This is a genomic window from Photobacterium indicum (assembly GCF_003026215.1).
Lineage (GTDB): Bacteria > Pseudomonadota > Gammaproteobacteria > Enterobacterales > Vibrionaceae > Photobacterium > Photobacterium indicum.
In genome coordinates, this window is the sequence record NZ_PYOC01000001.1 from 1242207 (window position 1) to 1267568 (window position 25362).

Here is a 25362-nt window from a genome sequence, read left to right on the forward strand (position 1 = left end):
GTTTTTACCAATTTATTATTTATTTTTCAAATTGCTTATTGCGGTTTCATTGTTATTTCTGATCCCGCGTGGTTTTGATCGATTGTCTGGAAAATCATTTAATGATGAAATTTTGGAAAAAATACTACTCAGCCCTAAAGCGACTGCGCTTTATGCTGGTGGTCGCTTGCTTGCTATTGCCGTCCTTTTGTCAGGCGTACTCGGGTTATGACAAGCTGATAAAGGCTTATTGGTCACAATACAATCCGTCAGTACCATGGGGGCTTGGTTGGGCTCAAGTTAAGCAAGAATCAGCGTTTGATTGTAATGCTGTATCACCAGTCGGAGCTATGGGCTGCGCTCAGTTTATGCCTGCTACATGGCAGGATATGATTGAAGCTGGTGTCGTGCCTAAGGACAGCACTCCGTTTGATACTCGCTATGCGCTTGAAGCTCAGGCTTACTATATGCGTACACAATTCAACGGGTGGCAAACAAAGAATCGAACATTTGAAAGCTGGGTTAAGCTTGGCTTCGCAGGATATAACGCTGGGCGAGGCAATTTATATAAAGCTCAAAAGGTTTGTGATGGTGGTATGGAGTATTCGCAAATAATGGAATGCTTACCATCTATCACGGGTCGTCATGCGAAAGAAACATCAGGTTATGTTTCAAAAATAACCGAATATTTCTATCGTCGCTTTGGGGTGTAAGTTGAATCCATTAATTACGCGAATTGTAATTTATGGCTTACTTGGTTTGCTTGCCAGTGTCGTGGTGTTTTCAATGAGCAACTATGATTCGGTAAATATTATTCTTTATAATTTAAATGGTTGGGCGTAGCAAATAGTCATAATGCGTTTGATCAATTAACGGCATTGATTGGAAAGAAAATAGCAACATTAACAATAGAGAGGCACTAATGAAGGGAATTATAGTAGCTGGTATTAAGGGCGTTTTACGCAAGGTAGCAACGGAGACAGTTATTGATTTGCTTCAATGGCTGGCTAAATTGTTAAAGGAACGTCCAGAAAGCACAATGAATAAGGACGCAGACAAGATTATTCAGTTGGCAGGGCGTAATCGATAAATGTATTTTTTGCTTTATGGGCTGTATTTTATCCAGTTCATTTTCGTGTATTGAGTGGTATAATGAAAAACTCGCTACTTGTAATAGCGAGCTTAGTTGTCTAGCGTTTAAAGTGTTTGTATGCTTTAAATGCTAAGGCTGCAACAATGAAAACTATGGTTAACGTTTGCCCGTCAACATTCAAGTTTTCGATATAGATCATCTGGTTCATAAGCTTTTCCGTATTGACCAGTTAGGCATTGTTACCAATGCCAATCCCCCTTATTTGGTGCGACAACACCAATAAGGGCTGCGTAATTGAGTCTCTAGGGTCATCTATCTTGTAGGTGGCCCTTTCTTTTGCGCCAAATACTCCCCAATGTTTAATATCGATTGCTTGAGATACCTCAGAAGTTATTGATGTTTTAGCCATTATTAATGCTCCTTTATGTTTGTTGTAATTCAAGCACAACAAACACAGTTTAATGCTTAATCCAGACTGCATAATGTTTACTTAAGTGCCGATGTTGGGCTGTCTCTTATGCTGATGCGATAGATGAAAACACAATATATGATGATCTTCTAGTCTTGACTGCCACTATACCTGCGATTGTAAATGTAGTGTTAAGTGAAACGATCTGACTTGTTTTTTCAGTGTCTTATACCTGTGCTTAGTCAAGAAACAGCAGAGGGATAATACAAAGTGTCGAGAAGAAAAGGTGTGATTAGAAGAGTTTTTTGAAACAAATAATCTGATTGAAAAAAACAACAACCCTCAGTCGTTGTTATTCCCGTTATTTGCAGGAGGTTACGTTGAAATCAATCATCCATAAAGTTCATATAGACATATACAAAACAACTGTATTTGTTTCCTTTGATAAGGAGGCACTGGTAAAGAAGTTCGATCTGGATTTTTCTGATGATGCTGGTGGTTCGGTCTTTATATTGAAAAATGGGAATTTAGCTTTGTGGCTCCCTCACAGAAGTTACACGTTAAATGTATCTGATGCTGCTCATGAGTGTTATCACATAGCTGATTTTATCGCTGATAGAGTTGGGTTAGTTGTTCAGGAAAATACGGGTAATGGGCATATAGCTTATTTGGTTGGTTACATGATGGATAGAGTGTTTGATTGTGTAGCGGCAGAAGAAAAGATGTTTAGTTGAGTTGTTTTCTCACAGCGTTCAAGTTGAGTGCTGTTAAAAAGCAATTGAAGCCTACAGAAAGTTGCTTTACTGCAAGAAAACCTTATTTTTCATCAAAATTCGATTGCATACCGTTAGTTGTGATGTGAGAATTTCGCAAAATTTTGGTATTGGGCTAGTATGTCTATAGTTGCAATCAAACGGATGGAGATTGTTATGGTTAAAAAATTCCTTAAATACATGCTTGATCCTGAGAAGCTAACGAAAAAATTAGAAGCTAAATTTTCAGATAAAGAATGTGACGAAAACCCAGAAATGCTTATTGATGATGATGGGAATATGTCTCTTAACTTTGAGAATGAGGAAGTCTACAAGGCGTTTAATAGTCACTTGGACGCAATAGAAGCTCAAGAGGAGAAAGCAAGAAAAAAGGTAAACCTCTCAAGGGCTGAGGTTGCTGCCTGATGGGAGTGTTATATGTAGTTTTCTTGTTAATCTGCGGCTTTATTTTTACTAACATGCACCTACCAGCCAGAATTAGACAAAAAAGGTCTACTGGCTGGGATTCATACTTCCATGTGGCATCTTGGGGGTTATGGTTTGTTATGAGCGGAATGGCTTCATGCGTGGCGCTCTATTTATTTCTAGACGTTTTGTCTTTTGTGTTTAATATTCCGCAAGTCTTCATGACTTATGATAGTTTCGATTTCTATTCTGGTTTATCAGAAGCTAGATTTTTTGATTTTAGGCTAGATATGCTTATTATCGGATTCTTATCAGTAGCGTATTCGCTTGTTGCTGGCATTCACTCGAAGCGCAAAATGAAAGTAAAGGAAGAACGCCTTAAAGAAATGCGTAAAATTGCCAATAGTGACTTAATGGAAAAGGTGTTCTTTGACGCAATGACAAGAAAGATGCTTGTTCTGGTCAGCTTATCCTCTAGGAAGGTTTACGTAGGTATGGCAGCATCGACAAGGATTGAGCATGGTGATTTTGAGAACGTTGAGATAATCCCAATCATGAGCGGCTATAGAGATAAAGATACGCTTGTGTTTAAAGAAGTGCACAGTTACATAAATCATTATAAAGATAATGACATTGGCCCTAAGAGTAAGCCTTTATCTATATATGATTTTCGTAACGTTATTCCGACGTCACAAATTGAATCTGTTTCACTTTTTGATCCTGCTACCTTTGATAAATTTCAAGGCTTAATGGATAGTGAGCCTAAAGAGTTAGATAAAGCTGCTTAGTTAGTAGTTAGTTAAAAGTTAAAGCCCGCCATTGCGCGGGTTTTTTTATACCTGTTGTTTTTCTAGTTGCATTCATTGAGTGAAACTAGAAAAGCAATTGATTGCAAAATCACTCCCTGGTTAAAGCCGGTACCGCACATTTTGATTGCTACGGTTGGATTGTCACGCCTTGGGGTATAAAAAATTTGATTGCAAAAGGTTTAAATCATGGAAAGTGGGCGACTGTTAAGTGCTGGAACACCTAACAGCCACCAACCCACACTATGCGTCATGGGTAAGATTAAAGCCCACTGCTCTCTGCGCAGAGTGCGGTGGAATTCTAGAGAAAAACTAGGAATATCACCATGACAAAAAACGCAAAAAAAGAACAATTCCACGAATACGTACATAAATCTGTGCATGATTTGCAGGAATACGAAAAAAATCCCAATATCCATGATGAAAAAAATATCAGTGAACTTGCAGCATCAATAAAAGAATGGGGATTTACTAATCCTATTTTAATTGATGAATCTGACATGATCATTGCGGGTCATGGTCGCTGGGAGGCTGCGAAATTTATCGGGATGGAAGTTGTGCCTTGCATCATTCTAGCTGGCTTGTCTGATTCTCAAAAAGCAGCCTATGTGATTGCTGATAACTCACTCCCGTTTGGTTCTAAGTGGGACGAAGATTTGCTTTTACAGGAAATTGAGCAATTAGAGGCTGATGGTTTCAATATTGATTTATTGGCATTGGATAACATTGAAGATCTTGATTTTGCGGAATTTCAACCGTCTAGCTTCACTGATGGACACGCTAAAGACGGTGACGAAACAGTAAATAAAGCTGACACAAAGTTAACCATTGGCGAATATTCAATCCCGATCCCGAGAGAAATGTACATACGCTGGCAGGACGACATTAGAAACTCTGCTGGTTTTTCCAAAGAAAATGTAACCGAAGAAATTAAGCGGAGGTTGCAGCTATGGTAAAGCTAGTTTCTATTGATGACGTAAACCCGTCAACGTATAACCCGCGCAAGGCAGATCCTCAGCGTTTAGACATTTTAGAACTATCGCTAAGAAAGCTCGGTTTTCTACTTCCTATATTTTGCTCGAAAAATGGTGAAATATTATCAGGGCATCAGCGGCATTATGTATCAGAAAGAATGGGGTTAACTAAGATCCCGTGTGATTACACTGATGAAATGTCACTTGCTGACCGTAAAGCGATAAACATTGCCTTCAATCGTGGTACCAATGATTTAGGTGCGGCAGACACGCCAGTCAATATGACGGAAGCACTAGCCAGAATTAACCTAGAATCAGCCGCGAGTAAGGTCGTGGATAAAGATCCCACCTCAAAAGATTTTTACCGTTGTTTACATGCTAGGGCTGTATCGGTTCTCAAGCTAACTAATGCTAATACTGGTTGCTGGGTAAATTACGCTCGTAACATGGCCCGACTGCTTTATGGCAAAAAAATTAAGATGCCTATCGTGTGTACACCTGACAACAAGGTAGTAAATGGGATTGGTCGCTTGCAGTATGCGGCAGAGAAAGGCTGGAAAACGATTGAAGTAGTTTATATCAGTTATGACGAGGCAGATTTAAGCCACGCCATGCTAAACATGCTCAGTATGGATTTTGATATACACAATCGTTACGAGGATCTATTGCGCTATAACTCGTTTAGGCGGGCAAGGCGTTCACGTTCTGAGTTAGGACAGGGGTTCTTATTCACTGTGGCGCCATCATCCCGTTCAAAAGACTTTGATGTCACTAAGCCAGAAAACGCAAAATTATGGAAAAGAACGCATGGGCGATCAGTTGTTGATTTTGGGGCTGGGCATTTAACGGAAACCAAAATTCTACGATCTATAGGGGTAAACGTAACGCCCTTTGAACCATTCCGCCTTGGTGAGAATAACGAAATCAATAAATCCGAAAGCGTGAAAATTGCGCGAGAATTTATTGATACCGTAAAAAGCGGGAAAAAATTCACCTCGGTATTTATTAGCTCAGTATTAAACAGTGTGCCATTTGAAGGTGATCGCCAAAAGATCGCTTGTTTGTGTGCTGCGCTATGTAGTGACAGTACTCGGTTATACGCTTGTGCGAGTTCAGCAACTGGCAGTACAAGTTTAAAGATGACACAGGGCATGGATGCACTAGCAGAACGTCAATCAACCTACGCAACGTTTTCCCTTGATTACGAAGGGGGAATAACAATAGGTGATTTTCAGGAAAAGCCGAAAGTGCAGAAGTACCATACTCCTACTGAGTTTTATGCGTTATTTAAGCGATATTTTAAAACCGTGAATGTGGTGGATAAGCTGAATAACGTTAGAGCCGTATGCATGACACCTGATCGAGCCTCAATTTTAGAGGATCTTCGAGGCGCTATAGAATTCGAGTTTAATTTACCTTATCCCGATGATTCACGTATGGGGCTGGTGGATGACGCTATAGAGGCATATAGCAAGCGTTTAGGTGTAGAGCTATGAAGATACCAAAGGAATGGACATTTAAAAGCTCAGAGATTGCCGAGGGGTTTGATAATCACGTAAGAGAACAACTCCCCTGGTATAACATCGCTACAAGCATGACGGCACACTTCACTAGGAACTATTTACCAGACCATGGCGTATTGCTGGATTTAGGGTGTTCAACGGGAAATATCACAAAAGCATGCAGTGAAGAAATTGAAGCAAGAAACGCCAAAGTGATAAACGTGGATAATTCAGAGGAAATGGCTAAGTGCTTTGATGGTGTAGGGATAGTAACCATTGCTGATATAGAGAACTTCGAAATACCGGAATTTGATGTTTGTGTAATGTTCCTCTCGATGATGTTTGTACCAGTAAGTAAGCGTTCATCTTTGATTATCGAATTGATGAAAAAAACGAGAAAAGGCGGATTGGTCTTAATCGTTGATAAAATCGAATCATTTTCAGGGTATAGCGGTCAGGTCATAAATCGCCTTAATTTAGTGAATAAACTAGATGCTGGGTGTAAGCCTGATGACATATTGAGTAAAGAACTATCCCTAAGTGGAGTACAAAGGCCAGTTAACCCTGAGTTACTGAGATCATTTACACAGTGGTTTCAGATAGGTGAGTTCTGTGGTTATTTGTTTGAGGGATAATGATGTCAAAAGATAAGAAAACCACAATTTTAAATTTAGAATTGGCAGGTATGAAAAGAGCACTGCTTGAAGTTGATCAGGCAATACAACAGAACAAAGAGTATGTACATGAATCCAAAGGAAGCCTCATTCAGTTTTTCAGCACTTCATTAAAATGTCGAAAATCAACGCTTAAAGGTTTTAAGCAAATTTTGTTGATTGAGGTTAAATGGAGAGATGATGAGTTAAAACATGTAGATAAGTAGAATTAAAGCGTTAGAGAATCGATCCTTTTGGGTCGATTTTTTTTGACATAAATCCAGACAACCCAGACATGATAGCCATGGTGATTTTATTGGTTTTTGTTTTTAGGAGATTCCGGTGTCGAGAAGAACCAAAAAGACAAGAGCACGAGATAAGCGTTTTTTTGAGGCATTGGAGAGCAGTCCATTAGTTTCTGTTACCAAAGCGGCAAAAGCTGCGGGTTATTCTCGTCCTAGTGTCTACGAATATAAAAAGAAAGATCCTGATTTTGCTGCTCGGTTTAATGGAATCATGGATGAGCGTATAGAGGAGCTTGAGTCTGCTGCTTATGAGATGGCCTATATTGGAGAAGTTGATTACAAAACAGTAATTGACCCTAAAACAAAAAAAAAGAAAACGATACCAGTCAGAAAGAGACACGCTGGTATTTTGATGTTTTTACTTGGTGCGGGAAATCCTGAAAAATACAGAACCAACTATAAAACAGCAGGCACAGAGTCTTCTGAAATAGAAGAACTGACAGATGAGGAATTAGCGGCTCTTGATGCTGAGCTTGATGCCGATATATCCCGTTACGAGGTGATGTGATGGGGGATCTTGTTCAATTATCTACAATACGTAAAAAGAAGCGCTTACTTGAAGTAAAAAGGGAACAAGCCCGCAGACGATTAATTAGCCTGAGGGAAAAATTTCTAATTCCTCAAATTTATCGGGATCTTTTCGGGGATCTTGCTGCTAAGTATATTGTGCTCAAAGGTGGGCGGGGTTCTGGTAAGACGTTTGCAATAGTGTGTTTTCTAATAGAGGAATCATTTGATTTAAAATATGAGAATTCACTGTTTTTGTTTTTACGTGAAATTCAAAATTCTATTGATGATTCCGTCTATTCGGTAATTGTTGATTTAATCGATCAAGCGAATTTAACGAAATTCTTCAAAATTGATAAGAACCGAATTCGTAATCGTTTAACTGGTGTTGAGTTTGGCTTCACTGGTTTGCGCTCTACGGGTGGTAAAACACAATTCTCTCAAGTGAACAAGATAAAGGGTAAGCATAAGGTTCGCTTTGTGTTTATGGATGAGGCGCAGGATGCGTCAGAGGATTCGCTCAACGTTCTTTTCCCTACCGTTAACCGTAAGGGCTCAGTTAAGTTCACAGATGAATACCAGAAAGTGCTTGATGCATTAACTGGTGGTACCGAGATTGATATTGCTGAAAGTCGATTCTTGTTTGCAATGAATCCCAACTTTGCGGTCGATCCTATCCTGTCAAAAACACGGACGTATGGTGATGCCACTCGTGAAGTGCACATCAATATTTTCGATCTGCCTCCTGAGTTTCAAGATCAGCAATTGCTTGAACAGGCTATGGCTGAATTTGGCGAGATTTATTACGACCATGTTTGGCTAGGTAAGCCGTCACCTAAAATTTCAGGTTATCCATTTATGGATGTGCCGTTAATGACTGCTGCAAATGATGATAGATACAAGCTTCCCTGTGTAGCCTTCTTGGACCCAAGTTTCAAAGGTGGTGATTACACGGCATTGACGTTTATATCTCAAATAGATGGTCGTGTGTTTGCGTGGGGGCATTGTTGGCATCAAGCATGGAATAACGCTAAAGATGAAATCGCAGCAAAAATAAACGAGTTTGAATGTCATGAATTTTATTATGAATCAAACGGTGTTGGCAGTGTGCCTATTGAATTGTTTGAGCCTTATGGATTAGTGCCTATTGGTAGGAATACCTCAGGTAACAAAGAGGATCGGATATTTCGTGTAGGTGCGTTTCTGACAATGCTTAATTTAACGTTTGTTTCAAATTGGAGTAATCAGGCATGGCTTGAGCACTGTATCAAATACAACATTGAGGCTGATTATGATGATGCTCCCGATTCACTCACTAACGCAGCCGTTCGTGCTGGTATCGTATCTGACAAAATGAAATTTAGGAGGGCTGCGTAATGGGGCTATTCGGCGGTAATAAAGCTGAAAAACCAAAAACTAAAAGCGCGACAGGAAGTGATAGCTGGTGGGATAGGATTAGAAAGAAAGATCCTAGTTCTCTTCCTATTGGTACAGAGGTTAGCCCATGGCGAATGATCCGTGAACGTTATGTTGAAATCGCTATTCGTGCCCTATATTCACGCATTATTTTCTCAACGCTGGATATTGTTGATATTCCGAAAGAGATTTCGCGTTCTGACTTCTCACGCACGGTTTACGATTCGCATACACCAAAGCTTAAATGTGGGCTTGCTCATTACATCGTTGATGCTATGGCGGATTCTAGCTCATTAATCTTGCGAAAGAAGGCAATGCAAGGTCGAACAAAAGCTTATTTCTTTAGTGAGTTACCAAATAAGGGGGAAGAGAAAGACGCTGACTTGTTAGAAATTGATTTCACCGATTATGAACGCACTGAGTTACTTGAAGAATATTACGGAATGGTATTTGACTCGATTATCGGTATGGCTCGGTTGATTAAGGTCGGTGGTGCAATCTTGTTTAAGGTGTCTGACCTGAGTGATTTGATTGCAGATAGAGAAGTATTGCTAGCGGTTGAAACACAGTTAAAGCAAGTTAACCAAGCTTTAGAGGAAGGTCGAGCAGGTTACATTGATTCAGAGTCAGAAGTAGAAATGCCAACCGTTGATACAAAGCCTGCAGTTAGTCAGCTTCATTTTGCATTTTCGCTTATCTGTAATGCGACAGGGCGACCAATGTCATTTGTTAACGGTGAGATTGCCGCCAGTCTAGGCAGTACAGGGGAAGGTGATCGTAAGCAAAACAGGAATGCTTCGATTTATGAATTTAACTCAATTTTACGGGGGGTATTTGAGTCCGTATTCGGTGCTGATTTTGATGTGAAACCAGACATTGAAAATTTGCCGCAATTGTCTGACTTCATGACATCTATCGAAATGTCATCACTGATTAATGATGATGAAAAGCGCAGGATATTATCTCAATACATGTCTTTAGATGATTACGGTATTTCCCTATCTAATAGCACAAAATCTTCTTGAATTATTCGGTGTCGATTTTCAGCGGATATATAACGAACGTGGAGGGATGCAAAGAGAGCAGTTAAAAGTAATATCAAAATATAAGGTCCTCACTGGCGCTAAGTCTAACGCGTACAAGACCATCAGACGGCTTGATAAATCGAAAAATAAGCAATCTATCGATTTTGCTGCAAACCTAAAAAACACCATGGCTGGAACGATTAGTAACGAGGTTATGGATTCATTGGCTAATTCAAAAAAAGCCGACGAAATCATGGTTAAGTGGCTACCTTCATCAGCGACCGAGCATCGGGTTAATCACGCATTACAGTACGGTAAAACAATGTCCATCAAAAAAGCTCGCAAACTAGGCCTTGGTGTCGATTACGGCTGTCAGTGTGGGATGCAAATAATATCCGGTGATAAACATATTCAAAACGAATTAAAGAAAATAAACAGAGGGAAATAAAATGAATGAATTATTACTTAAATTGCTGAGTGCTCAATTGCAGTCACAAAATAACAATGAAAATCCACTGGCTAAATTATTATCTGGCCAGCAAAGCAATCAGCAAGACACATTGATGCAGTTGTTAAACGGTGGTCAGCAAAACCCACAGCAACAATTACTGAATATGTTGAGCGGCGGTCAGCAAAATAACCAACAGGTAGATTTGTTGAAACTACTTAGCGGCAACCAGCAACCTGATGTGAATCAGCAGCTATTAGCATTGCTAGCTGGTGGTTCTCAGCCAAACAGCCAGCCAGACGTTAATACCCAGTTGTTGCAGTTATTATCAGGTAGTCAGTCACAACATACTGAGCAGCCTGACGTTACTAAATTGCTTGAGTTACTTAAAAGTTCGGGTGATGTATTGAATGTAAGTAAAGACACAAAAGAGAAGTCAATTATTGAGCAGCTTGAAGAGCGGCAGTTAAATAAGCAGACGGATGCTGAAAAACAAAAAGCACTAGAGGACCTTATTCGATTAGAAATGACATTTGATAAGTTCGTTGATGAAAATGAATCCAGTTTCCCCGATTTCTTTAATATCGCAGATATCCGTACTGCTGTAGATAAGTGGGCAAAAAATACAGATGAAAAAACACAGGGCATTACTGCTGCGATTGCTCAAGCGTTTTTCAAAAATGAAGCAAACGTTGATGTGCTAGAAGAAAAAGATCGCTTATGGGTGAAAAAGAACATCGTTGATGCATCAGAGCGTTCGATTAATCGTGATGAAACATGGCCTGTAGTTCAGCGAGCTGTGTTTAATAAAACACGTTTAGCGGAAGGCGATAATCAATCAAGTGGCGGTAAAGGGGACTCTGTTATTGAAAAATATGAGCAGCGTTTCAGTCAGGGGGAAAACGTTAGCGGTGCCGCTGAATAACAATAAATTGGATTAAGCATTTAATGGCGATCGTTTGGTCGTTTTTTTATATCTGGAGAAAAATTATGTCTCGTGTTGTACCTCTTGGAATGCCGAAGTTACGCGGTAACAGCGATGTTATTCGCTCAGTAATGTTTACTGGTGCGTTGAAGGCTGGATGTGCCGTATCGTCTGATACAAAGCCTAGTCAGCAAATGAATGTAGTGCCTTTTGATGGCACTAAATTCTTTGGTTTTGCTGTTTCTGATTTAGATAACACTCGTGGTGTTACTGGCGTTGTTCGTAAGGCTGAGGCTGTATGCCTTCGCGTTAAAGAAGGTGAAGTCTTAGCTGAAGGTAATGGGTTCGCTGTTGATAACGCCACTGGTGAGCTAGTTCCTATTGGTGCTGCGGATTCAACACCTGTTAGTGGTGACATTGAGGAGTTAGATATTACTGGCCTTGATGAAAATAGTAATGAAATTCCTAACTGTGTATTGGTGAACGTATATGGCGGATTGGCTCCTGCAGGTAGCTCTGGTGGTGTGTTGTCGGTGAATGGTCAAACTGGTGCGGTAACACTTGATGCAACCTCTGTTGGTGCAGTTGAAGAAGCTCCTGAAAATGGAGCCCCACATGGTCGTCAAGATGCTGGTTGGGTTGAGGTTGCACCAAAATCCGCAGCACCTAAACCTCAAGCGTCTGAGCAACCTTCCGAAACATCAAAAAACCAAGCTAAGCCAAAGAAGTAAATTAGCAATCATTAATGCCACCTCGAACGATGTGGCCAACAACTTATAGCAATCAAAAAGAGCTGTGCCGGTTTCCCTGGTATGGCTCTTTTGCAATCAACAGGAATTACAAAAATGGCTACAAATATCATCACAAAAGGCAAGGTTGAGCGTAAGTACAACGGTGCTGTAATGGGCTCAAATAAACTCACATATAACCCGTACACATCAAATCTTGCAGCAAACACAGTTAGCTATTATGACGGTAAGTTGCGTCAATCTTCTGTGGTCCATATTAACTATGATTTAAACGGAAAATTTCCAGAAGAGGAGTTTGCGGAAGCGTTGACACCATCGAGCACAGAATACACACAGGCGTCAGGACGTGAAGTTGAGTTCAGCTACCATCGCCAACCAGTGCATGTTGAATTCACACTTTCAAACATGCAGGAGGTGAATGATGTAAATATTAACGCTGGCATTCTTAATCGCATGTTGATGCAGTATGACCGTGAGCACTTCCTTGGTAAGTTTGGCAATGCTGGCATGTTCAACAATAAAAACTCTATTGAGCATGATTCAAGTAAGCCAATCCCAGTTAATAATTTAAGTGAGCTTATTGCGCTTATTGATGTTCTGTACAATGAAATGTCAACTTACTACGGTATCCGTGAGTCGGAATATCCAAGCATTACGCTAAGTTACTCAAGCGATGTCGCATCAATCATCCGTAAGCCGATCACAACGAGCAGTGATAATGTTGTTACTGGTAAATCAGTGGTCAACGAAACCTATAAAGGCATGACGCATGAAGAAGTACCAACAATCATTGGTGCGGGTTCTCATGTCTCGCTTACGTACCGCCCAGCGATTAATAACCACCGAAGTGCGTTACCGGGCATTTATAGTCATGCGAATGGCGATGCTCATGGGTTAACTAAGAAAACGTTGTTCACCTATGAGAGTGCAGCGAATGAAGTTGAAGGTAAGGGCGGTTATGTGTTCCAGCGTACCGAAACACCCGCTTCAAAATCGCTAAAAGCTAGCTTGGCTAAAAAACACAAACAATAAAATAGGCAAACTAAAGGGCTGGTGAATATCAGCCCTTGTTTCGGTGATCCTCATGCTTACTCAAGAAAATATTGATGAAATAAACCGTGTCTTGCCATTAACTGGCTCAGTGCGGCTTACTAAAGATGAAATTGATTATTTAAACGCAATAGATACAACTGTATATCAAGACTCCGATATTTATTTGATTACCCAAACAGTGCTTTTATTGCGTTTGCGTAATCAGAAATGCGGTGGCGATGCATTGTCACGCTTGCATAAGCTCGCACTATCGAAGGGTTTTGAGTTAAAAGAGAAAAAACCAAAACCAAAAAAAGCCATCATTCCGATTATTGGTGGGATGGTTGGCGGGATTAGACCTGTTACTGGGGATTTTACGCTAGAGCTTCCAACACCAATTCCGCCAGAAGTAATAAAACAGCCTAAGTCGATGACGATAGATGAAGAGCAAAGCGTTTCTTTTTCTGCTGAGGCGATTAATTACAATTCAGTGTGGTGGGAATATTCCAGTGATAGTGGGTCTACTTGGTTATATGCAGACGGAATCCCAAATTGGCAAACTACTATGCTCGGTCCGTTTGTTACTCCGCTTATTGCTGACGGGTACAAGTTTAAAGCAATGTTTGACGGTGAAGGTGGCGTAACTGCATCTAACATAGCCGTGTTAACTGTGAAAATGATACCACCTCAAGTTACGTTGCATCCTGTTCTTGCTGACGTTGATGAGTGGGAGATGGTTACGTTCACTGCTGGCGCTAATGAGTATGATAGCGTTAAGTGGATGCGTTCTGCTGCTGGTGTTGCATGGGAGGACGCTAACATGCTCCCAAATTGGCAAACAGAAACTATTGGGCCACTTGAGGCCGTTTTCGATCTTGATGGCTATTCCTTTAAGGCTGTTTTCTCAAATGATGCAGGTGATAGTGAAACTACGTCAGCATTGTTAACAATCCATCAAATAAAGCCTGTCATTATATTGAATCCAGAATCTTTTACGGTTACTGATGGTGGAATGGCTACATTTACCGCTGTTGCTAAAGGTTATGATTCTGTCGTATGGAAAGTGAATGCATGCGGCTTATCACCTTGCTGGGAAGAGGCAATAGACTTACCGAATTATGATACGGCTGAATTGGGTCCATTTAATGTGGATAGGAATTTAGATGGTTATGAATATATGGCTGTGTTTTCGAATAACGTTGGTGATTCGATGACTTCTATTGTCGTACTTACTGTTGACGATGTTTTGCCGATTATCACTGAACAGCCAATATCACTATCAGTTGATGAGGGAGAGGAGGTTTCGTTTAGTTCGCTTTCAAGTAATTTCGATAACGTTAAGTGGATGAAGAAACCTGTTGCTGGTGATTGGATTGAAGCCAGTGATATTGATGGGTGGAACACTGTATTACTTGGACCGATTGGCGCGGTTCTTGAACTTGATGGTTATTCGTTTAAATCAGTATTTGATAATAAAGCAGGTGAGACAGAAACAGATCATGCACTACTGTCTGTGTCGCTCCCTCAAGTGCCACCAGTGATTATTGATCAGCCATATGACCAATCAGGGAATGATAGTGACACTGTCACCTTTGATATTGATGGTTATAATGTATTGACGTACAAATGGCAGGAATCAAGTTGTGAGCCTACCCCGTGTTTTGTTGATGTACCTTCTTTCATCGGATGGGAGACAAGATCGCTTCAAGTGCCTGTTGAAAAGATTGGCCACAACTTCCAATACCGCTGTGTGCTTGGTAATGATTATGGTGAAACCATGTCAGATAGTGCGATCCTTACCGTGAATACTGATCAGCGTTACATTGTGCCGAAGGTTTTCAGTAGTACATTTGCTGGATATGAGAAAGGAGCGGTAGGTGGCGATAATACTTATGGCATTTTCAACCCAACATTATTTGAAGGTGTTGATGTAACGAAGCTTGTAGCTAATTCATCCGCAAGTAACTACATCATATTAGCTCTTAGCGATGAAATTGAATCGACCAAATTAACCATTTCAATTGATGGGAAAAACTTCAGAGTAAACAAAGTTACTGATACTGGTTATACAAACAGTAACTCTTCTGACGTTGACTCACTGATGAGTACTTTTTCAGGCAATGATGGGATACCAATAGATTTAGACATATACATTAATGGTAATACTGATTTTATAATTACCCCAGCAGCCATATCAGCGTCATCCGCTGGTTATTACGCATTTAATGCAGATGGTGGAAGTCTTAAACCTATCTACATTGATGGAATTGCTATTTTCTCGATTCTTGCAAGTACTTCTGGCGGGAAGATCACCGTTGAGCTTAACAGTGAAATCGATAGTAAATCAGAACTGTCAATTAAGTTTAATGGTGAGACGTATGACGGATTTATAGCAAGGCCAACAAGGTTAAAAGATTTAACCAAAGCAAGTAGCTATAAATATGAGTTAAGCAATCAAGCCAAGGCCGATAAATTATATGCTGACTTTACTGCGGTAATTGGTGTTGAGTCACCTATGACGATTGAGGTTAGACAAACATCGTTCGCGTACACACTTACCGTTGGAAAGAGAGATACTGGTGAGCAAGTATTTATTGGTAAAAATCATTCTTATAGTATTGGTTTTTTAGAGCCTACAGAAATATTAGACGGTTCTATTGAAGATATATTTATGAAGCTAGATAGTTACGGTGATTATAAGCTTCACTTGGTTTTAGATTCTGAGCCTACAGGTTGGTATAGTTATAAAAAAGAAATCACCATTGGAACACTGGCCCCAATAACACTTAATTCCTCATCTACTAGTGCTTATATAACCGTTACGGAGTTTAATTATCTTGATGGTGAGGTAGGCACTGATTTACCTGTGAGCATTAAACTACTACCAGTTTTAACAAAAGACATTACAACTAAAGGCGGGGCAACGCTGGAGGTCGGCAATGTTCAAGATCGAGATAAAACTGCCTGACAATTTGCTTGAAAAAGAAATTGATGAGTTTGAATCACAGCGAGTACAGGTTGGCGTTTTAGATAAAGCAAAAATGGCAAGCATCCCGAGAAGCAGAAAAAAGGGTCTATCAAGAATTAAGGGGACATCTTACCCAAGACGTAAAATTCATAAAAAAAGCAAAACACTTACAGTCACGAAACTAGCTGAATATATGGATGAATATTACGGCTTTATTTCTGACGCCCCATTGGTGCCAAGCAATACAGACCTGATAAAAGTTACGAATGAATTAATAAAAATATTCAACGGTGATCTTGATCCTCGTCGTGTTGAAAACGCAGCCATAGCCATTATTCGGAATCCAATAATTCGAATGGACTATGGTCGAAATGCTGCGTCGACAGAAAAAGAAAAGGGGTTTAATCGCCCTTTAGTTGATAGCGCAACGCTATTCAATAACATCACTGCAAAATACTACATAAAAGGTGGCTAATGTTCTCTCACCAGCTCTGTGAGTTGGTTACTGTTATTTTCGACTTACCAGCTGAAATAGACCGTAGCCAATCTCACAGCGCGAATGAGGTCTATATAAGGGTCAATGATTACGATATTGCTATTGAAGATTCCACCAGCGTTTATTTCAACGTTGACGTCACTTTATCAATCACGTTCCCACCGTCAGATGATGATCCTTATGGCTTCATTACCGCGAAATTAAAGAATTACTCAGGAATTCCATTAACTCAAGATGATGGAAATAACCTGGCATCAATTAAAGATATTTCCTATCGAGAAGTGCCTGTTACTCAAACGTTGGAGAAAACTGTAATACAGAAGGATGTGACTTTTGCAATAAATGTTGATTACGACCGAGTAACGGAAGTTATCAAGGGTATTAAATATAACGGAGATAAAATATGAGTAATTTATTACTTGATTACGCTTTTAGTTTTGAAGAGGTTGAAGGCACACTTCAACCTGATTATTCGTTCTTGAGTAATGTTGCCGTGGCTGTTAAGTCAAATAATGTGTCGACACCGCCTAAGCCATTACCCTATCTAGTTGAAGTGTACAGCCCTGAGCTCGTCAAGGATCACACTGATAATGAAACTGTAAATCAGTTGTTTTCTGGTGGGCTAGGTGCGTTTTATCTACTTGTCTGTGAAACATTGGATAGTGTAGATCCACTGCTTGATGATACTGAGTTTTATACCTTTGGAATTAGTGACGACTTTGATGAAGATGCTGCGAGTGTATTCATACCGTCAAAATACGCTGGTGTCGTATACAGCACATCTTCAACACGATCAGACGCTAAGACGGTTGTTGCTGGCAACATTACTAAGCGACGAGATTTAAAGAGTCAGTTTTTAAAATCTCATGACTTATTGAAAAAGACAAAAGATAAAAGCCAGAGAACAGAGCTGTTAAAGGGTGCACGAACTGCAGCGGTTGATTTAGCCAAATTACCTCACCGCTGTTGCTTTTTAGATCTTGCTTACAATACAAGCGGGGCTCACTTTGCTTTTGGGAAATTGCTTAGTGCTGCATATTGGAGTGATCAGCAGTACATTCAGGCAAATGCAGATGACTGGTGGGCTACATCTCAACTAGGTGAGGCTGATAGCCTATTTAAAGATCGTATATCGTTTTATTTATCTGATAAACAATATGGCACTCGTCTGGCTTTCTTTGCTGCTGGTGGGGAGTCAATTTCTGCCCCGTACATCAACCGATTGGTTGAGCTTAGTATTCAAGGGGCGGGATTAAACTACATATCAATTAACCATCCTCGTAATACGGTATCTACGCGCATCAACCTAGAAAGTCGCCTTCAAGATGAGGTCGATAAGTATATGGTTGCGCCTTATTACTATTTAGATCCCGATGGTGATAACGATGTTCAGCTTTATGACTCCGAAGAACGCTACTACTTGAACGGTGCGTTAGCTATTAAAACGGCTGAGCCAATCTGGCGCGTGAATTTTCAAGTTAAACAGGAATCTTACTAATGAGCGATATGATCACACTCCCAAATGCAGAAGTAAGCATTGAGATTAATGAGCAAAATTATGTTTTCCGCCAAGCGATCAGTATTGAGGTTAATGACCCAACTATTGTTGATTTGTTATCGTCACCACAAAACAACAGCGACGGCATTATCCATGTAAGTAACTTGACGCAATCAGCATCAGTTAATTCAGTTGTTCGTGAGGTGCCAGCAAAGATTCAGATGTTAATTCAAAATACATTTAATAATCTTGGTCGGCTGAAATTCCAAGTGATTGACTTGAGCAATGGTAAAAAGTTAACAGCGAAAAAAGCTGTAATTAACTCAAACCCAATCAATGGAACGATTGATGAGAATGCAACGGTTCAAGATGTTCGCCTCCCGCTGAGAGTTACACCTAAAAACCTAATGGTTGAATTTAAGGATGTGTCATGAGTCTTGAGCTAAAAGGAATTCGCGGTTTTGCTTGTTATCAGGCATATCTATCAACTATTTATTTTCTTCCATTAACAAAAACATACCGTGAAAGCGAAATGAGTCGCTTCGAAATGCAGCATGATTTTACCGAATCCCCAATAGGCAGGAAAAAGGAAATTCTTGTTGAGGTTTTAAGTGTTACAACGATAAGTGAACGTGATGTAGTGCGTTTTATTTCTGTTCATAAAGATCCTAATGGAATTGATTATTCAGAAGTTAACGCCTCAAATTTAAGTATTGATAAAATGGTCGATCTTGTTTTTGAATCATTACTAGCATGCTCAAACGCAAGCAAGACGCTTTTTTTTTATCCGACACCGAGCTTAACAGCCTCAAAGAATACTCCATAGAGCCTCAATCTATTGCCATAGAGGTGTTAGAAAAAACACCTCATATGCCAACGGAAGATTTAATTCAGATCATCGTTTCTAGATCTAATTCTAAGCCAATAGACAGCAATGAATTATTAATGAAACTACTTATGAGGTGATATATGTCTGGAGAGGCTGATGTGATACTCGTACCTAAGGCTGATATGGATGCCATGCGTAAGGCGTCAAAACAGTTTGAAGAGGCATTGGAGAAGTCATCAAAGCAAGTATCTGCTGATACAGAAAGAGAGCTTGAGAAAGGCGTAAAAAAAGGAATTGAAAAAGGTTCTAATGGTGGTTTTTCAATATTTAGTAGTAAGTTGAAAATGGCTGCTGCGGCTGTAGCTTTTGCTGCTGTATCAATTGTAAAAGATACCATGGAAAAAACATTAGGCGGTGCTGATCAGTATGTTGAAGAAGTGAAACGTCGAGCAGAAACCATTAAAGATATTATGGGGAATGCTGGTGCGTTTGGCATTGACCAGGGGGAGTATGCAGCTTTAACACTTGGGGCTAAATCTCTCGGTATTGAGGCTGATGATATTAGGGGCTTATTCGAGGGTTTTGCGTCTGCGCTAGATTCTGATGAAATGGGTAAATATCGCAAAGTCTCAGATGAAAAAGGGCTAGATACGGCCTTCTACAAACTACTGAACACTGCATCATTCATGGACCCAGCGAAAGCGCAAACATGGTTAGCCACTACTGCACAGCTTGGTGATTCTGACGCCACTTTTGCAAATAAGATCGCAGGTGTTATTAGGTCAATGCGAGAGGACGGTGACATGATTAATAGGCAGAATTTATTTAACCGCATGGCTGGGTTCGATATGTCTACTGGAGCCTTATCTGACAGTTTTGATCGTACCCGCATACAAACAGATAAATTAAATAAGAATGCAGCTCAGAATGAATACAGCACGCTACTGAATGGCGTCACAGCGACTCAGGCTGATAGCGCCAACAGATATGATAATAAACAACTTGAATTGGTTGAGACGCACTTGGGGGTTATTGCAGACAAGGTGACGTATGCCAATGTAATTGCTGATGCTGAAATACTACAAGTTAAAGCTGGAGCAGCAGCGCTTGAGGAATTGAAGGGGATGGTTGAAGGCATTGTTAAGTTGGATCATCAAACAGAGACAATAACGGACACATCAAATTTCTTTTCTGACCCATCGGTTGATAGCGCTAAGAACCTCCTTGGCAGCATGGATTCGACGGTTGTTGGAATACCAATGATGCTGACAATACAGGCATACAAACGTACCAATGAAATACTTGATGACATTAAATCTATGTTGGGTACAAAAGCCTCCAATGATCACAGCCAAGCTATTGCTGATGCAGATATTGAAACTGGAGGTGATTAGTGGATGATTTAATGAAAATTTACGGGCTTGATCCGATTATTGATTTCACGTGGTATAGCATTGGAAACCAGCAGCAATTTATTGATAGAAAATTACCTCAATTGTTTGATGAGTTAACGCTAAATAAACGACCAATACGGATAACAGTTATCTCTGATGATATGTCAGGATTCTTCACTCAACGGGTTGGTATTATTTATGAGGATGAGTTCTTACCCGTACTTAGCGATGGTGGTTATTTTGTTAGTGTGGGCCGCTCATACTCAACACGACTGTTTGATGGGGTTGTGTACATGGGGGTGAAAAATGATAGTTGATAAAGTCCCTCCAATATTAGTATTTACACTTGATCAGGGTATGAATACCGATGATAAAAAACGGCTTTCAGATCTGACTGCATTGGAAGATATGACAGAAGAACAGCAGGATGAATATGCATACCTGTTATCTTACAGCGACAGTATTGATAAAGGGTTCGTGCTTGAGAACTGGATACCAATTCCAATTGATGCGGATATTTTAGGCGCTCAGCCTGATGGGTACCAGACAGCAACAACGAAAAAAATTCAAATGGTTGGCAACGATCCGGTTTTAACAGGAACGTCAAACTCAGTCACAATAAACATCAAAACAAACAGTACTATTTTGATAAATACGCTACTTGCTTTTGCTGATTATATGTTTGCTTTAAATGATTCATATCCAAGAATGCGATATTTCTCTCGGGACGTTGTTGTTCTAGGTGGAAGGTTACTTAGTTTGTCTCGCTCAGTTAATGCTGACACAACAGAGCAGATTATTACCCTGAAAATCCAAAAGGGAGATATGGGGAATCCATTAAAAATAAGCACAAATAAAGGGCCAATTGAAGTTGAACTGAAAGATAGCCCTGTATTTGGGTAAGGTGTGGAAATGTTGGTTATAGCATCTGAGCATGACGATTACATGCTGACTCTTCAATATAGTGAAATCAAGCATTTAACTGGGAGGTTGAAAAATCTAGTTATAACAAACAAAGGAAGAACGTTTAAAGCTTATTCTGGAATACCTGATTATTTAATTAAGAATAGTTTGTTTATGGATGTAACAGTCAAAAGGACAACATTTGTAAGTAGTAAGACTGATTTTTTAAATGAGCTCGATTTATATTTTGATGTCAACTCTGGAAGTATTTTTGAAAAGTCAAAAATAAAGGTATTACCATCGAGAAAGATAAATTCGAAAAATGGCTTTTTTGTTGCTAATCATTTGCCGCAAATATTTTACCCGTTTATGGGTGGGTATATATCAGCTCTTGATGGTGATTATGATGTCGTAAATAAAATCTTCAAAGGTAGCTTAACTGTGAGGGCGTATGAGGATAATCCCAGCGAAAGTTAAAAATAAGAAGTTAATAGTAAATGGAATAGAGCCCGACGATATTACATTGCTATCAATGGGAGGTGGAGATAGTTCGGGATATCTATTAATTGGGAAGGATAATGTTGCTGCATATATCGTAAATACTCAACCGGATTTAAGTAATGTTATAGATCAGCTCACTTATATATGCGATCAACTTGTCGCTATTGGTGATCATGCTTATATCACAGCAGCGCAAGGTCAAGTCCTCTCAACTCCACTCAAGGCTGTATCAGAACAGGCTAAATCGATTAAAAATAAATTGGAAAAAATGGAGCTGATCTAATGGCATCTGAAAAACCATCGATAACAGGCTATCTATCAATGAGTCGTGATGTTGCGAGGTTTGAGAATCATTTGATGACTAACGCAGGTTCGCTGTATTACGCCTCACACCTAGGCTTTGAGCTTGATTATTGGATGAATCCTGATATCAAGTTTGATCCGCAATCTCTGAATATATGGGTTATTAACCAAGCAATGCTAAGAGAGATTGTGATTATAAATAGCAGTATAAGCATCATCGATAACAAGCTTAATTTGTCTTACACACTTGCTAGTGCTTACGAGCAAAGCAACAACTATATTTTTGGTGGGAAGTATGGCTTGGAATACTAATGGATATACTCCAGACGATTTTAACACTGTAATAAAAAGCTATTATGATTCTTTTATTTCTCAACCTGAATTTGAAACGGTTTCAACATCTCGATTTGAGGGTTCGGCTGAATATGCAGTATTTTATGGCTCCGCTCAAATTGATATGGCTATACAGTCTATTTATGCGGAAACCTTTCAAAAGGTTATGACTTACTTATCTACAATTAATTTAAAAATCCAATCACCAACAACGGTTCCAGACGCAATTTCAGAGAGTATAAAAAACAATTTAGGCTTCGATTCCAAGTGTAAACCAATGACGGAAGAGAACCGCGGTACGTCACATATAGCAATTGATTATGAAGAAAGCCCAGATGCAAATTTAGCGATTGCGAATTTGCTTAAAAAACACATTGTTGATGGTGTTATTACTGTTGGTTCAATAAAGCAGGATGTTGTTTTTTCAAATGGGAGTATTGGAACGTACTCATGGGTTAGCTCTGCAAATTCAGAAGTGCTATTTAAACTTACTGTCACGGTTTCAAGAAACTCAAGCTTTGCTGTCGATACTGCGGAAAATATTATCGCTAAGTTTAATGATAATTTTAGTGAGCTTTATAGCATGGGGTTAGATCTAGAGCCTGAGCGATATTATGAAATAGAGCGTGATGCACAGTATGCATCTGACATTCTTACTGAATATAGTTTTGATTCTGGAGTGTCTTGGAGTAGTGAACCGTTTGAATCTGAGTTCAATGTTAAATTCACTCCTGTTTTATCAGCCTCGAATATCATAATTAAGTGAAGGTTAAACATGACTCAGCTTTTCAATGATGATGAATCAAATGTATTTTTTCACAAAATTATCAAAGAGGCTAAAAGTAAAAATATAGTCGTTGATTTGGTTGCGATGAATAATGAAATTTTAGGATCGAAAGCACTTGGGTATGTTTTATATGACTCTGATGCAATAGAGCTTGGTTTTGAAATTGATCGTGAATTTTTTGCAGAACATTATATGAGTATCTTTGAGGCTATGGCTAGCAATGGCGTTAGAGAGTCTTGGATAAAACTTATTAAAGCTCTTTTGGGGGAAGATACTTTAGTTGAATTTGAAATACCAAACGCTGGTCATTTACGCGTGAATGTAAAAGAAAAAATAACGGAGCCACCACAAGGACTAATTCTTGAAAATGGTGGTGAGTATGGCGGTATTGCAGAAACAGCGGGTATTAACAAAGGAATAATGATGAATCGCGTAAGCAGTAATTACACGATAAACCAAGCGAGAAATGTATTAGAGAACTTAGCGGTTGAAGGAATCTTTACCGAATTTAATTTAGTGGGGTAAGTATGAATTACAAAGACCCAGCGTTTAAGTCTGCACTTGAAGATGCGGTGAAATCAGTGTTGGCTGAGCAGCAACCGAACTCAAAAAATATGAAAGCAGGAGTGCCAACAGAGTTCATTACATTTGATCAGTTGCGGGTGGCTGAATTTGGTGAAATATCAGATTTGCTACTGATGCCAGTTCAAGGCACTAATGAAACAGTAGTGTTTCGAGTATCTGATATTGGCAAATTTATAGCTCCAGCAGCATCGAATACAGTGGCTGGTATTACTAAGTTGAGTAGTGCGACTGATAGTGACTCTGAAATTGCAGCAGCAACACCATATGCTGTTTACCTAGTATCGCAAGCAATCTCTAATGTATCTGATGCGGCTTATTTGAAAACTGGTGGGAACATTACTGGTGATTGTTCAGCGGATAATTTGACAAGTCGAGGGCGTGTTTCAGCCACAGGATCTCTTGAGGGGGCGAGCTCTTCTGTAAATGGGACCGCTTCTGCTGGTTTGGTTAAATCGAGAGCTGATGTTGTGGCATATGACTCATCAGCAGCACCGTCAACTATATATAAAAAATTGAGTCGTGTTATAGGGTCGGATGCAGTTGAATCACTTGGTACGATGGATATGCTAGAGATCATTGCTACTAAGTTTGACGATCTTACTGTTAAGTTAAAGCGAGGTGGAGTGCCAGTAAAATGAATATCGAATTAACCTCTATGAGTGATGATGATTTTATTTTTCATTGCCGAACAATTAATCCTGACTCCTATCAAGAATGGCTTGATGACAATATTCATAATTTAAGTTGTTGGCAGGCATTACGAGCGATAAGAGAAAGCCCAAGATTTAGAACGTTACCTCCTTCAGGTCGGATTTCAGCTTCAGACATTAATAGTGAACTTGGGCGGCCAGCCACACAGAAATTATCGTTAAATGATTCAGAGGCAAGGGCGTTAGCAGGAAAACCAAGTGGGAGAATCGCATACAGTGATTTCTACGGAAAAACATTCAATCCGTATATTGGGCAAACTGTATATCAAAACGTTGGCACCTTTACCCATACTTTAAATCCTAAAACAAAATATGTTGAAATTATAGGCATCGGCGGTGGTGGCGGTGGAGGCAAGGCTATAGAAGATCAATGTGGCGGTGGCGGCGGTGGTTCGTCAAAAGTTGTCACTGCTGGATATTCAGTAACTTCAAGCGGCTCAATGACTGTTGTTGTCGGTTATGGGGGTAGCAGTAATCAGAACGGGCAATCATCATCTGTTAATGGATCCGGCACTTCTTGGGCGTCTGCTGGTGGTAGTAAAGGCGGTCAGGGCAACAGATTTGAAGGTACTGGAGGTCATGGTGGCAACGGTGGCGGCAGTGCTGGTGGCGCTGGTGCTATATATGACTCTGTTAATGGTAGCGTATCGGCTAAAAGTGGCGGTTCACCTGACGGTGGTGGCGGTGGTGGTACATATAAAGGTTTGGCATCTGCAGGTGGTTTCGGGGGCTCTGCGGGGGCAAGTGTTGCTAGTGGGGCTAATTGTTCCGGCGGTGGCGGTGGTGGCAACTACTACGGTGGCCGAGGCGGTAATGGCGGTTATTATAACGGAGATACTAGCTTTCAAAACGGTAAAAATGCAACCGGACATGGTAATGGTGGGGGTGGTGCTGGCGGTTCTGTTTATGACACGTTTAACGGTGGTAAAGGGTCTGGTGGGTATATATTGATAAAAGAGTATAAGGTTAAACCGTAAAGCTGCGTTAAACATCCCATAGATAAGTGAGTTTCGATACAGTGAATAGAATCCCCCCCGTTAATCTGCATGACTCT

The 25362-nt window shown here is 40.0% G+C and carries 33 protein-coding genes; 32 read left to right on the top strand and 1 reads right to left on the bottom strand.

The annotated features are described in order from the left end of the window. Window positions 1–101: 101 nt before the first annotated feature. Window positions 102–692 carry a lytic transglycosylase domain-containing protein gene (locus C9J47_RS05555; RefSeq protein ID WP_107252599.1) on the top strand — a complete coding sequence of 197 codons (591 nt, stop codon included), beginning with the start codon at window positions 102–104 and terminating at the stop codon, window positions 690–692. Between the two features lie 209 nt (window positions 693–901). Beyond that, on the top strand, window positions 902–1069 hold the full coding sequence (locus tag C9J47_RS27000; protein ID WP_170107430.1) for a hypothetical protein: 168 nt from the start codon (window positions 902–904) through the stop codon (window positions 1067–1069). A 232-nt stretch (window positions 1070–1301) separates the two neighbouring features. Here the strand turns inward: C9J47_RS27000 and C9J47_RS05560 are convergent, their stop codons facing one another. Beyond that, the gene (locus tag C9J47_RS05560) at window positions 1302–1481 is read right to left on the bottom strand and encodes a hypothetical protein (protein WP_107252600.1); all 180 of its coding nucleotides are present in this window, start codon (window positions 1479–1481) and stop codon (window positions 1302–1304) included. Between the two features lie 380 nt (window positions 1482–1861). On the opposite strand from C9J47_RS05560, the gene C9J47_RS05565 reads away from it, so the two are divergent. The 30 genes from C9J47_RS05565 (at window position 1862) to C9J47_RS05710 (ending at window position 25285) form a co-directional block, all read left to right on the top strand. Then, entirely contained in the window at window positions 1862–2215 is a 354-nt protein-coding gene (locus tag C9J47_RS05565; RefSeq protein WP_107252601.1) for a hypothetical protein, read from the top strand. A 195-nt stretch (window positions 2216–2410) separates the two neighbouring features. Further along, on the top strand, window positions 2411–2659 hold the full coding sequence (locus tag C9J47_RS05570; RefSeq protein ID WP_107252602.1) for a hypothetical protein: 249 nt from the start codon (window positions 2411–2413) through the stop codon (window positions 2657–2659). Window positions 2660–2799: 140 nt separating this feature from the next. Beyond that, entirely contained in the window at window positions 2800–3447 is a 648-nt protein-coding gene (locus tag C9J47_RS05575; RefSeq protein ID WP_146150836.1) for a hypothetical protein, read from the top strand. A 344-nt stretch (window positions 3448–3791) separates the two neighbouring features. Continuing rightward, on the top strand, window positions 3792–4421 hold the full coding sequence (locus C9J47_RS05580) for a ParB/Srx family N-terminal domain-containing protein (protein WP_107252604.1): 630 nt from the start codon (window positions 3792–3794) through the stop codon (window positions 4419–4421). Continuing rightward, entirely contained in the window at window positions 4415–5935 is a 1521-nt protein-coding gene (locus C9J47_RS05585) for a ParB N-terminal domain-containing protein (RefSeq protein WP_107252605.1), read from the top strand. The genes C9J47_RS05580 and C9J47_RS05585 overlap by 7 nt, the downstream gene beginning before the upstream one ends. Further along, on the top strand, window positions 5932–6576 hold the full coding sequence (locus C9J47_RS05590; protein ID WP_107252606.1) for a methyltransferase domain-containing protein: 645 nt from the start codon (window positions 5932–5934) through the stop codon (window positions 6574–6576). The genes C9J47_RS05585 and C9J47_RS05590 overlap by 4 nt, the downstream gene beginning before the upstream one ends. A 2-nt stretch (window positions 6577–6578) precedes the next feature. Next, window positions 6579–6821, top strand: a complete 243-nt coding sequence (locus C9J47_RS05595) for a hypothetical protein (protein ID WP_107252607.1) — start codon at window positions 6579–6581, stop codon at window positions 6819–6821. Window positions 6822–6936: 115 nt separating this feature from the next. Next, on the top strand, window positions 6937–7407 hold the full coding sequence (locus C9J47_RS05600) for a hypothetical protein (protein WP_107252608.1): 471 nt from the start codon (window positions 6937–6939) through the stop codon (window positions 7405–7407). Continuing rightward, the gene (locus C9J47_RS05605; RefSeq protein ID WP_107252609.1) at window positions 7407–8783 is read left to right on the top strand and encodes a phage terminase large subunit; all 1377 of its coding nucleotides are present in this window, start codon (window positions 7407–7409) and stop codon (window positions 8781–8783) included. Before C9J47_RS05600 ends, C9J47_RS05605 begins: the two co-directional genes overlap by 1 nt. Next, window positions 8783–9847: a hypothetical protein gene (locus tag C9J47_RS05610; protein WP_107252610.1), complete on the top strand. Its 1065-nt coding sequence runs from the start codon at window positions 8783–8785 to the stop codon at window positions 9845–9847. The genes C9J47_RS05605 and C9J47_RS05610 overlap by 1 nt, the downstream gene beginning before the upstream one ends. Beyond that, on the top strand, window positions 9804–10295 hold the full coding sequence (locus tag C9J47_RS05615) for a hypothetical protein (RefSeq protein WP_107252611.1): 492 nt from the start codon (window positions 9804–9806) through the stop codon (window positions 10293–10295). Before C9J47_RS05610 ends, C9J47_RS05615 begins: the two co-directional genes overlap by 44 nt. A 1-nt stretch (window position 10296) precedes the next feature. Continuing rightward, window positions 10297–11220 carry a hypothetical protein gene (locus tag C9J47_RS05620; RefSeq protein WP_107252612.1) on the top strand — a complete coding sequence of 308 codons (924 nt, stop codon included), beginning with the start codon at window positions 10297–10299 and terminating at the stop codon, window positions 11218–11220. A gap of 65 nt (window positions 11221–11285) precedes the next feature. Beyond that, window positions 11286–11951, top strand: a complete 666-nt coding sequence (locus C9J47_RS05625; RefSeq protein ID WP_107252613.1) for a hypothetical protein — start codon at window positions 11286–11288, stop codon at window positions 11949–11951. A gap of 114 nt (window positions 11952–12065) precedes the next feature. Further along, window positions 12066–13001 (top strand): hypothetical protein, encoded by a 936-nt coding sequence (locus C9J47_RS05630; protein ID WP_107252614.1) that lies wholly within the window; start codon window positions 12066–12068, stop codon window positions 12999–13001. A 52-nt stretch (window positions 13002–13053) separates the two neighbouring features. Continuing rightward, the gene (locus C9J47_RS05635; protein WP_107252615.1) at window positions 13054–15969 is read left to right on the top strand and encodes a hypothetical protein; all 2916 of its coding nucleotides are present in this window, start codon (window positions 13054–13056) and stop codon (window positions 15967–15969) included. Further along, entirely contained in the window at window positions 15941–16444 is a 504-nt protein-coding gene (locus C9J47_RS05640; protein ID WP_107252616.1) for a hypothetical protein, read from the top strand. The genes C9J47_RS05635 and C9J47_RS05640 overlap by 29 nt, the downstream gene beginning before the upstream one ends. Next, a complete protein-coding gene (locus C9J47_RS05645) occupies window positions 16444–16872 on the top strand; it encodes a hypothetical protein (protein ID WP_107252617.1) in 429 nt (142 codons plus the stop codon). The genes C9J47_RS05640 and C9J47_RS05645 overlap by 1 nt, the downstream gene beginning before the upstream one ends. Continuing rightward, a complete protein-coding gene (locus tag C9J47_RS05650) occupies window positions 16869–17963 on the top strand; it encodes a hypothetical protein (RefSeq protein WP_107252618.1) in 1095 nt (364 codons plus the stop codon). Before C9J47_RS05645 ends, C9J47_RS05650 begins: the two co-directional genes overlap by 4 nt. Beyond that, window positions 17963–18397, top strand: a complete 435-nt coding sequence (locus C9J47_RS05655; protein WP_107252619.1) for a hypothetical protein — start codon at window positions 17963–17965, stop codon at window positions 18395–18397. Before C9J47_RS05650 ends, C9J47_RS05655 begins: the two co-directional genes overlap by 1 nt. Continuing rightward, on the top strand, window positions 18394–18789 hold the full coding sequence (locus C9J47_RS05660) for a hypothetical protein (RefSeq protein ID WP_107252620.1): 396 nt from the start codon (window positions 18394–18396) through the stop codon (window positions 18787–18789). Before C9J47_RS05655 ends, C9J47_RS05660 begins: the two co-directional genes overlap by 4 nt. Before the next feature lie 143 nt (window positions 18790–18932). Beyond that, on the top strand, window positions 18933–20186 hold the full coding sequence (locus tag C9J47_RS05665) for a hypothetical protein (RefSeq protein ID WP_107252621.1): 1254 nt from the start codon (window positions 18933–18935) through the stop codon (window positions 20184–20186). An 11-nt stretch (window positions 20187–20197) separates the two neighbouring features. Beyond that, the gene (locus tag C9J47_RS05670) at window positions 20198–20503 is read left to right on the top strand and encodes a hypothetical protein (protein WP_146150838.1); all 306 of its coding nucleotides are present in this window, start codon (window positions 20198–20200) and stop codon (window positions 20501–20503) included. After that, window positions 20493–21089 carry a hypothetical protein gene (locus C9J47_RS05675; RefSeq protein ID WP_107252623.1) on the top strand — a complete coding sequence of 199 codons (597 nt, stop codon included), beginning with the start codon at window positions 20493–20495 and terminating at the stop codon, window positions 21087–21089. Before C9J47_RS05670 ends, C9J47_RS05675 begins: the two co-directional genes overlap by 11 nt. 9 nt (window positions 21090–21098) lie before the next feature. Next, the gene (locus C9J47_RS05680; RefSeq protein WP_107252624.1) at window positions 21099–21566 is read left to right on the top strand and encodes a hypothetical protein; all 468 of its coding nucleotides are present in this window, start codon (window positions 21099–21101) and stop codon (window positions 21564–21566) included. Further along, window positions 21541–21873, top strand: coding sequence for a hypothetical protein (locus C9J47_RS05685; RefSeq protein ID WP_107252625.1), 333 nt, complete (start codon window positions 21541–21543; stop codon window positions 21871–21873). The genes C9J47_RS05680 and C9J47_RS05685 overlap by 26 nt, the downstream gene beginning before the upstream one ends. Beyond that, window positions 21873–22205: a hypothetical protein gene (locus tag C9J47_RS05690; RefSeq protein WP_107252626.1), complete on the top strand. Its 333-nt coding sequence runs from the start codon at window positions 21873–21875 to the stop codon at window positions 22203–22205. Before C9J47_RS05685 ends, C9J47_RS05690 begins: the two co-directional genes overlap by 1 nt. Continuing rightward, entirely contained in the window at window positions 22189–22992 is an 804-nt protein-coding gene (locus C9J47_RS05695; RefSeq protein WP_107252627.1) for a hypothetical protein, read from the top strand. The genes C9J47_RS05690 and C9J47_RS05695 overlap by 17 nt, the downstream gene beginning before the upstream one ends. Before the next feature lie 9 nt (window positions 22993–23001). Beyond that, window positions 23002–23538 carry a hypothetical protein gene (locus C9J47_RS05700; RefSeq protein ID WP_107252628.1) on the top strand — a complete coding sequence of 179 codons (537 nt, stop codon included), beginning with the start codon at window positions 23002–23004 and terminating at the stop codon, window positions 23536–23538. 2 nt (window positions 23539–23540) lie between these two features. Beyond that, window positions 23541–24236, top strand: a complete 696-nt coding sequence (locus tag C9J47_RS05705; protein ID WP_107252629.1) for a tail fiber protein — start codon at window positions 23541–23543, stop codon at window positions 24234–24236. Beyond that, window positions 24233–25285: a glycine-rich domain-containing protein gene (locus C9J47_RS05710; RefSeq protein WP_107252630.1), complete on the top strand. Its 1053-nt coding sequence runs from the start codon at window positions 24233–24235 to the stop codon at window positions 25283–25285. The genes C9J47_RS05705 and C9J47_RS05710 overlap by 4 nt, the downstream gene beginning before the upstream one ends. Window positions 25286–25362 lie beyond the last annotated feature (77 nt).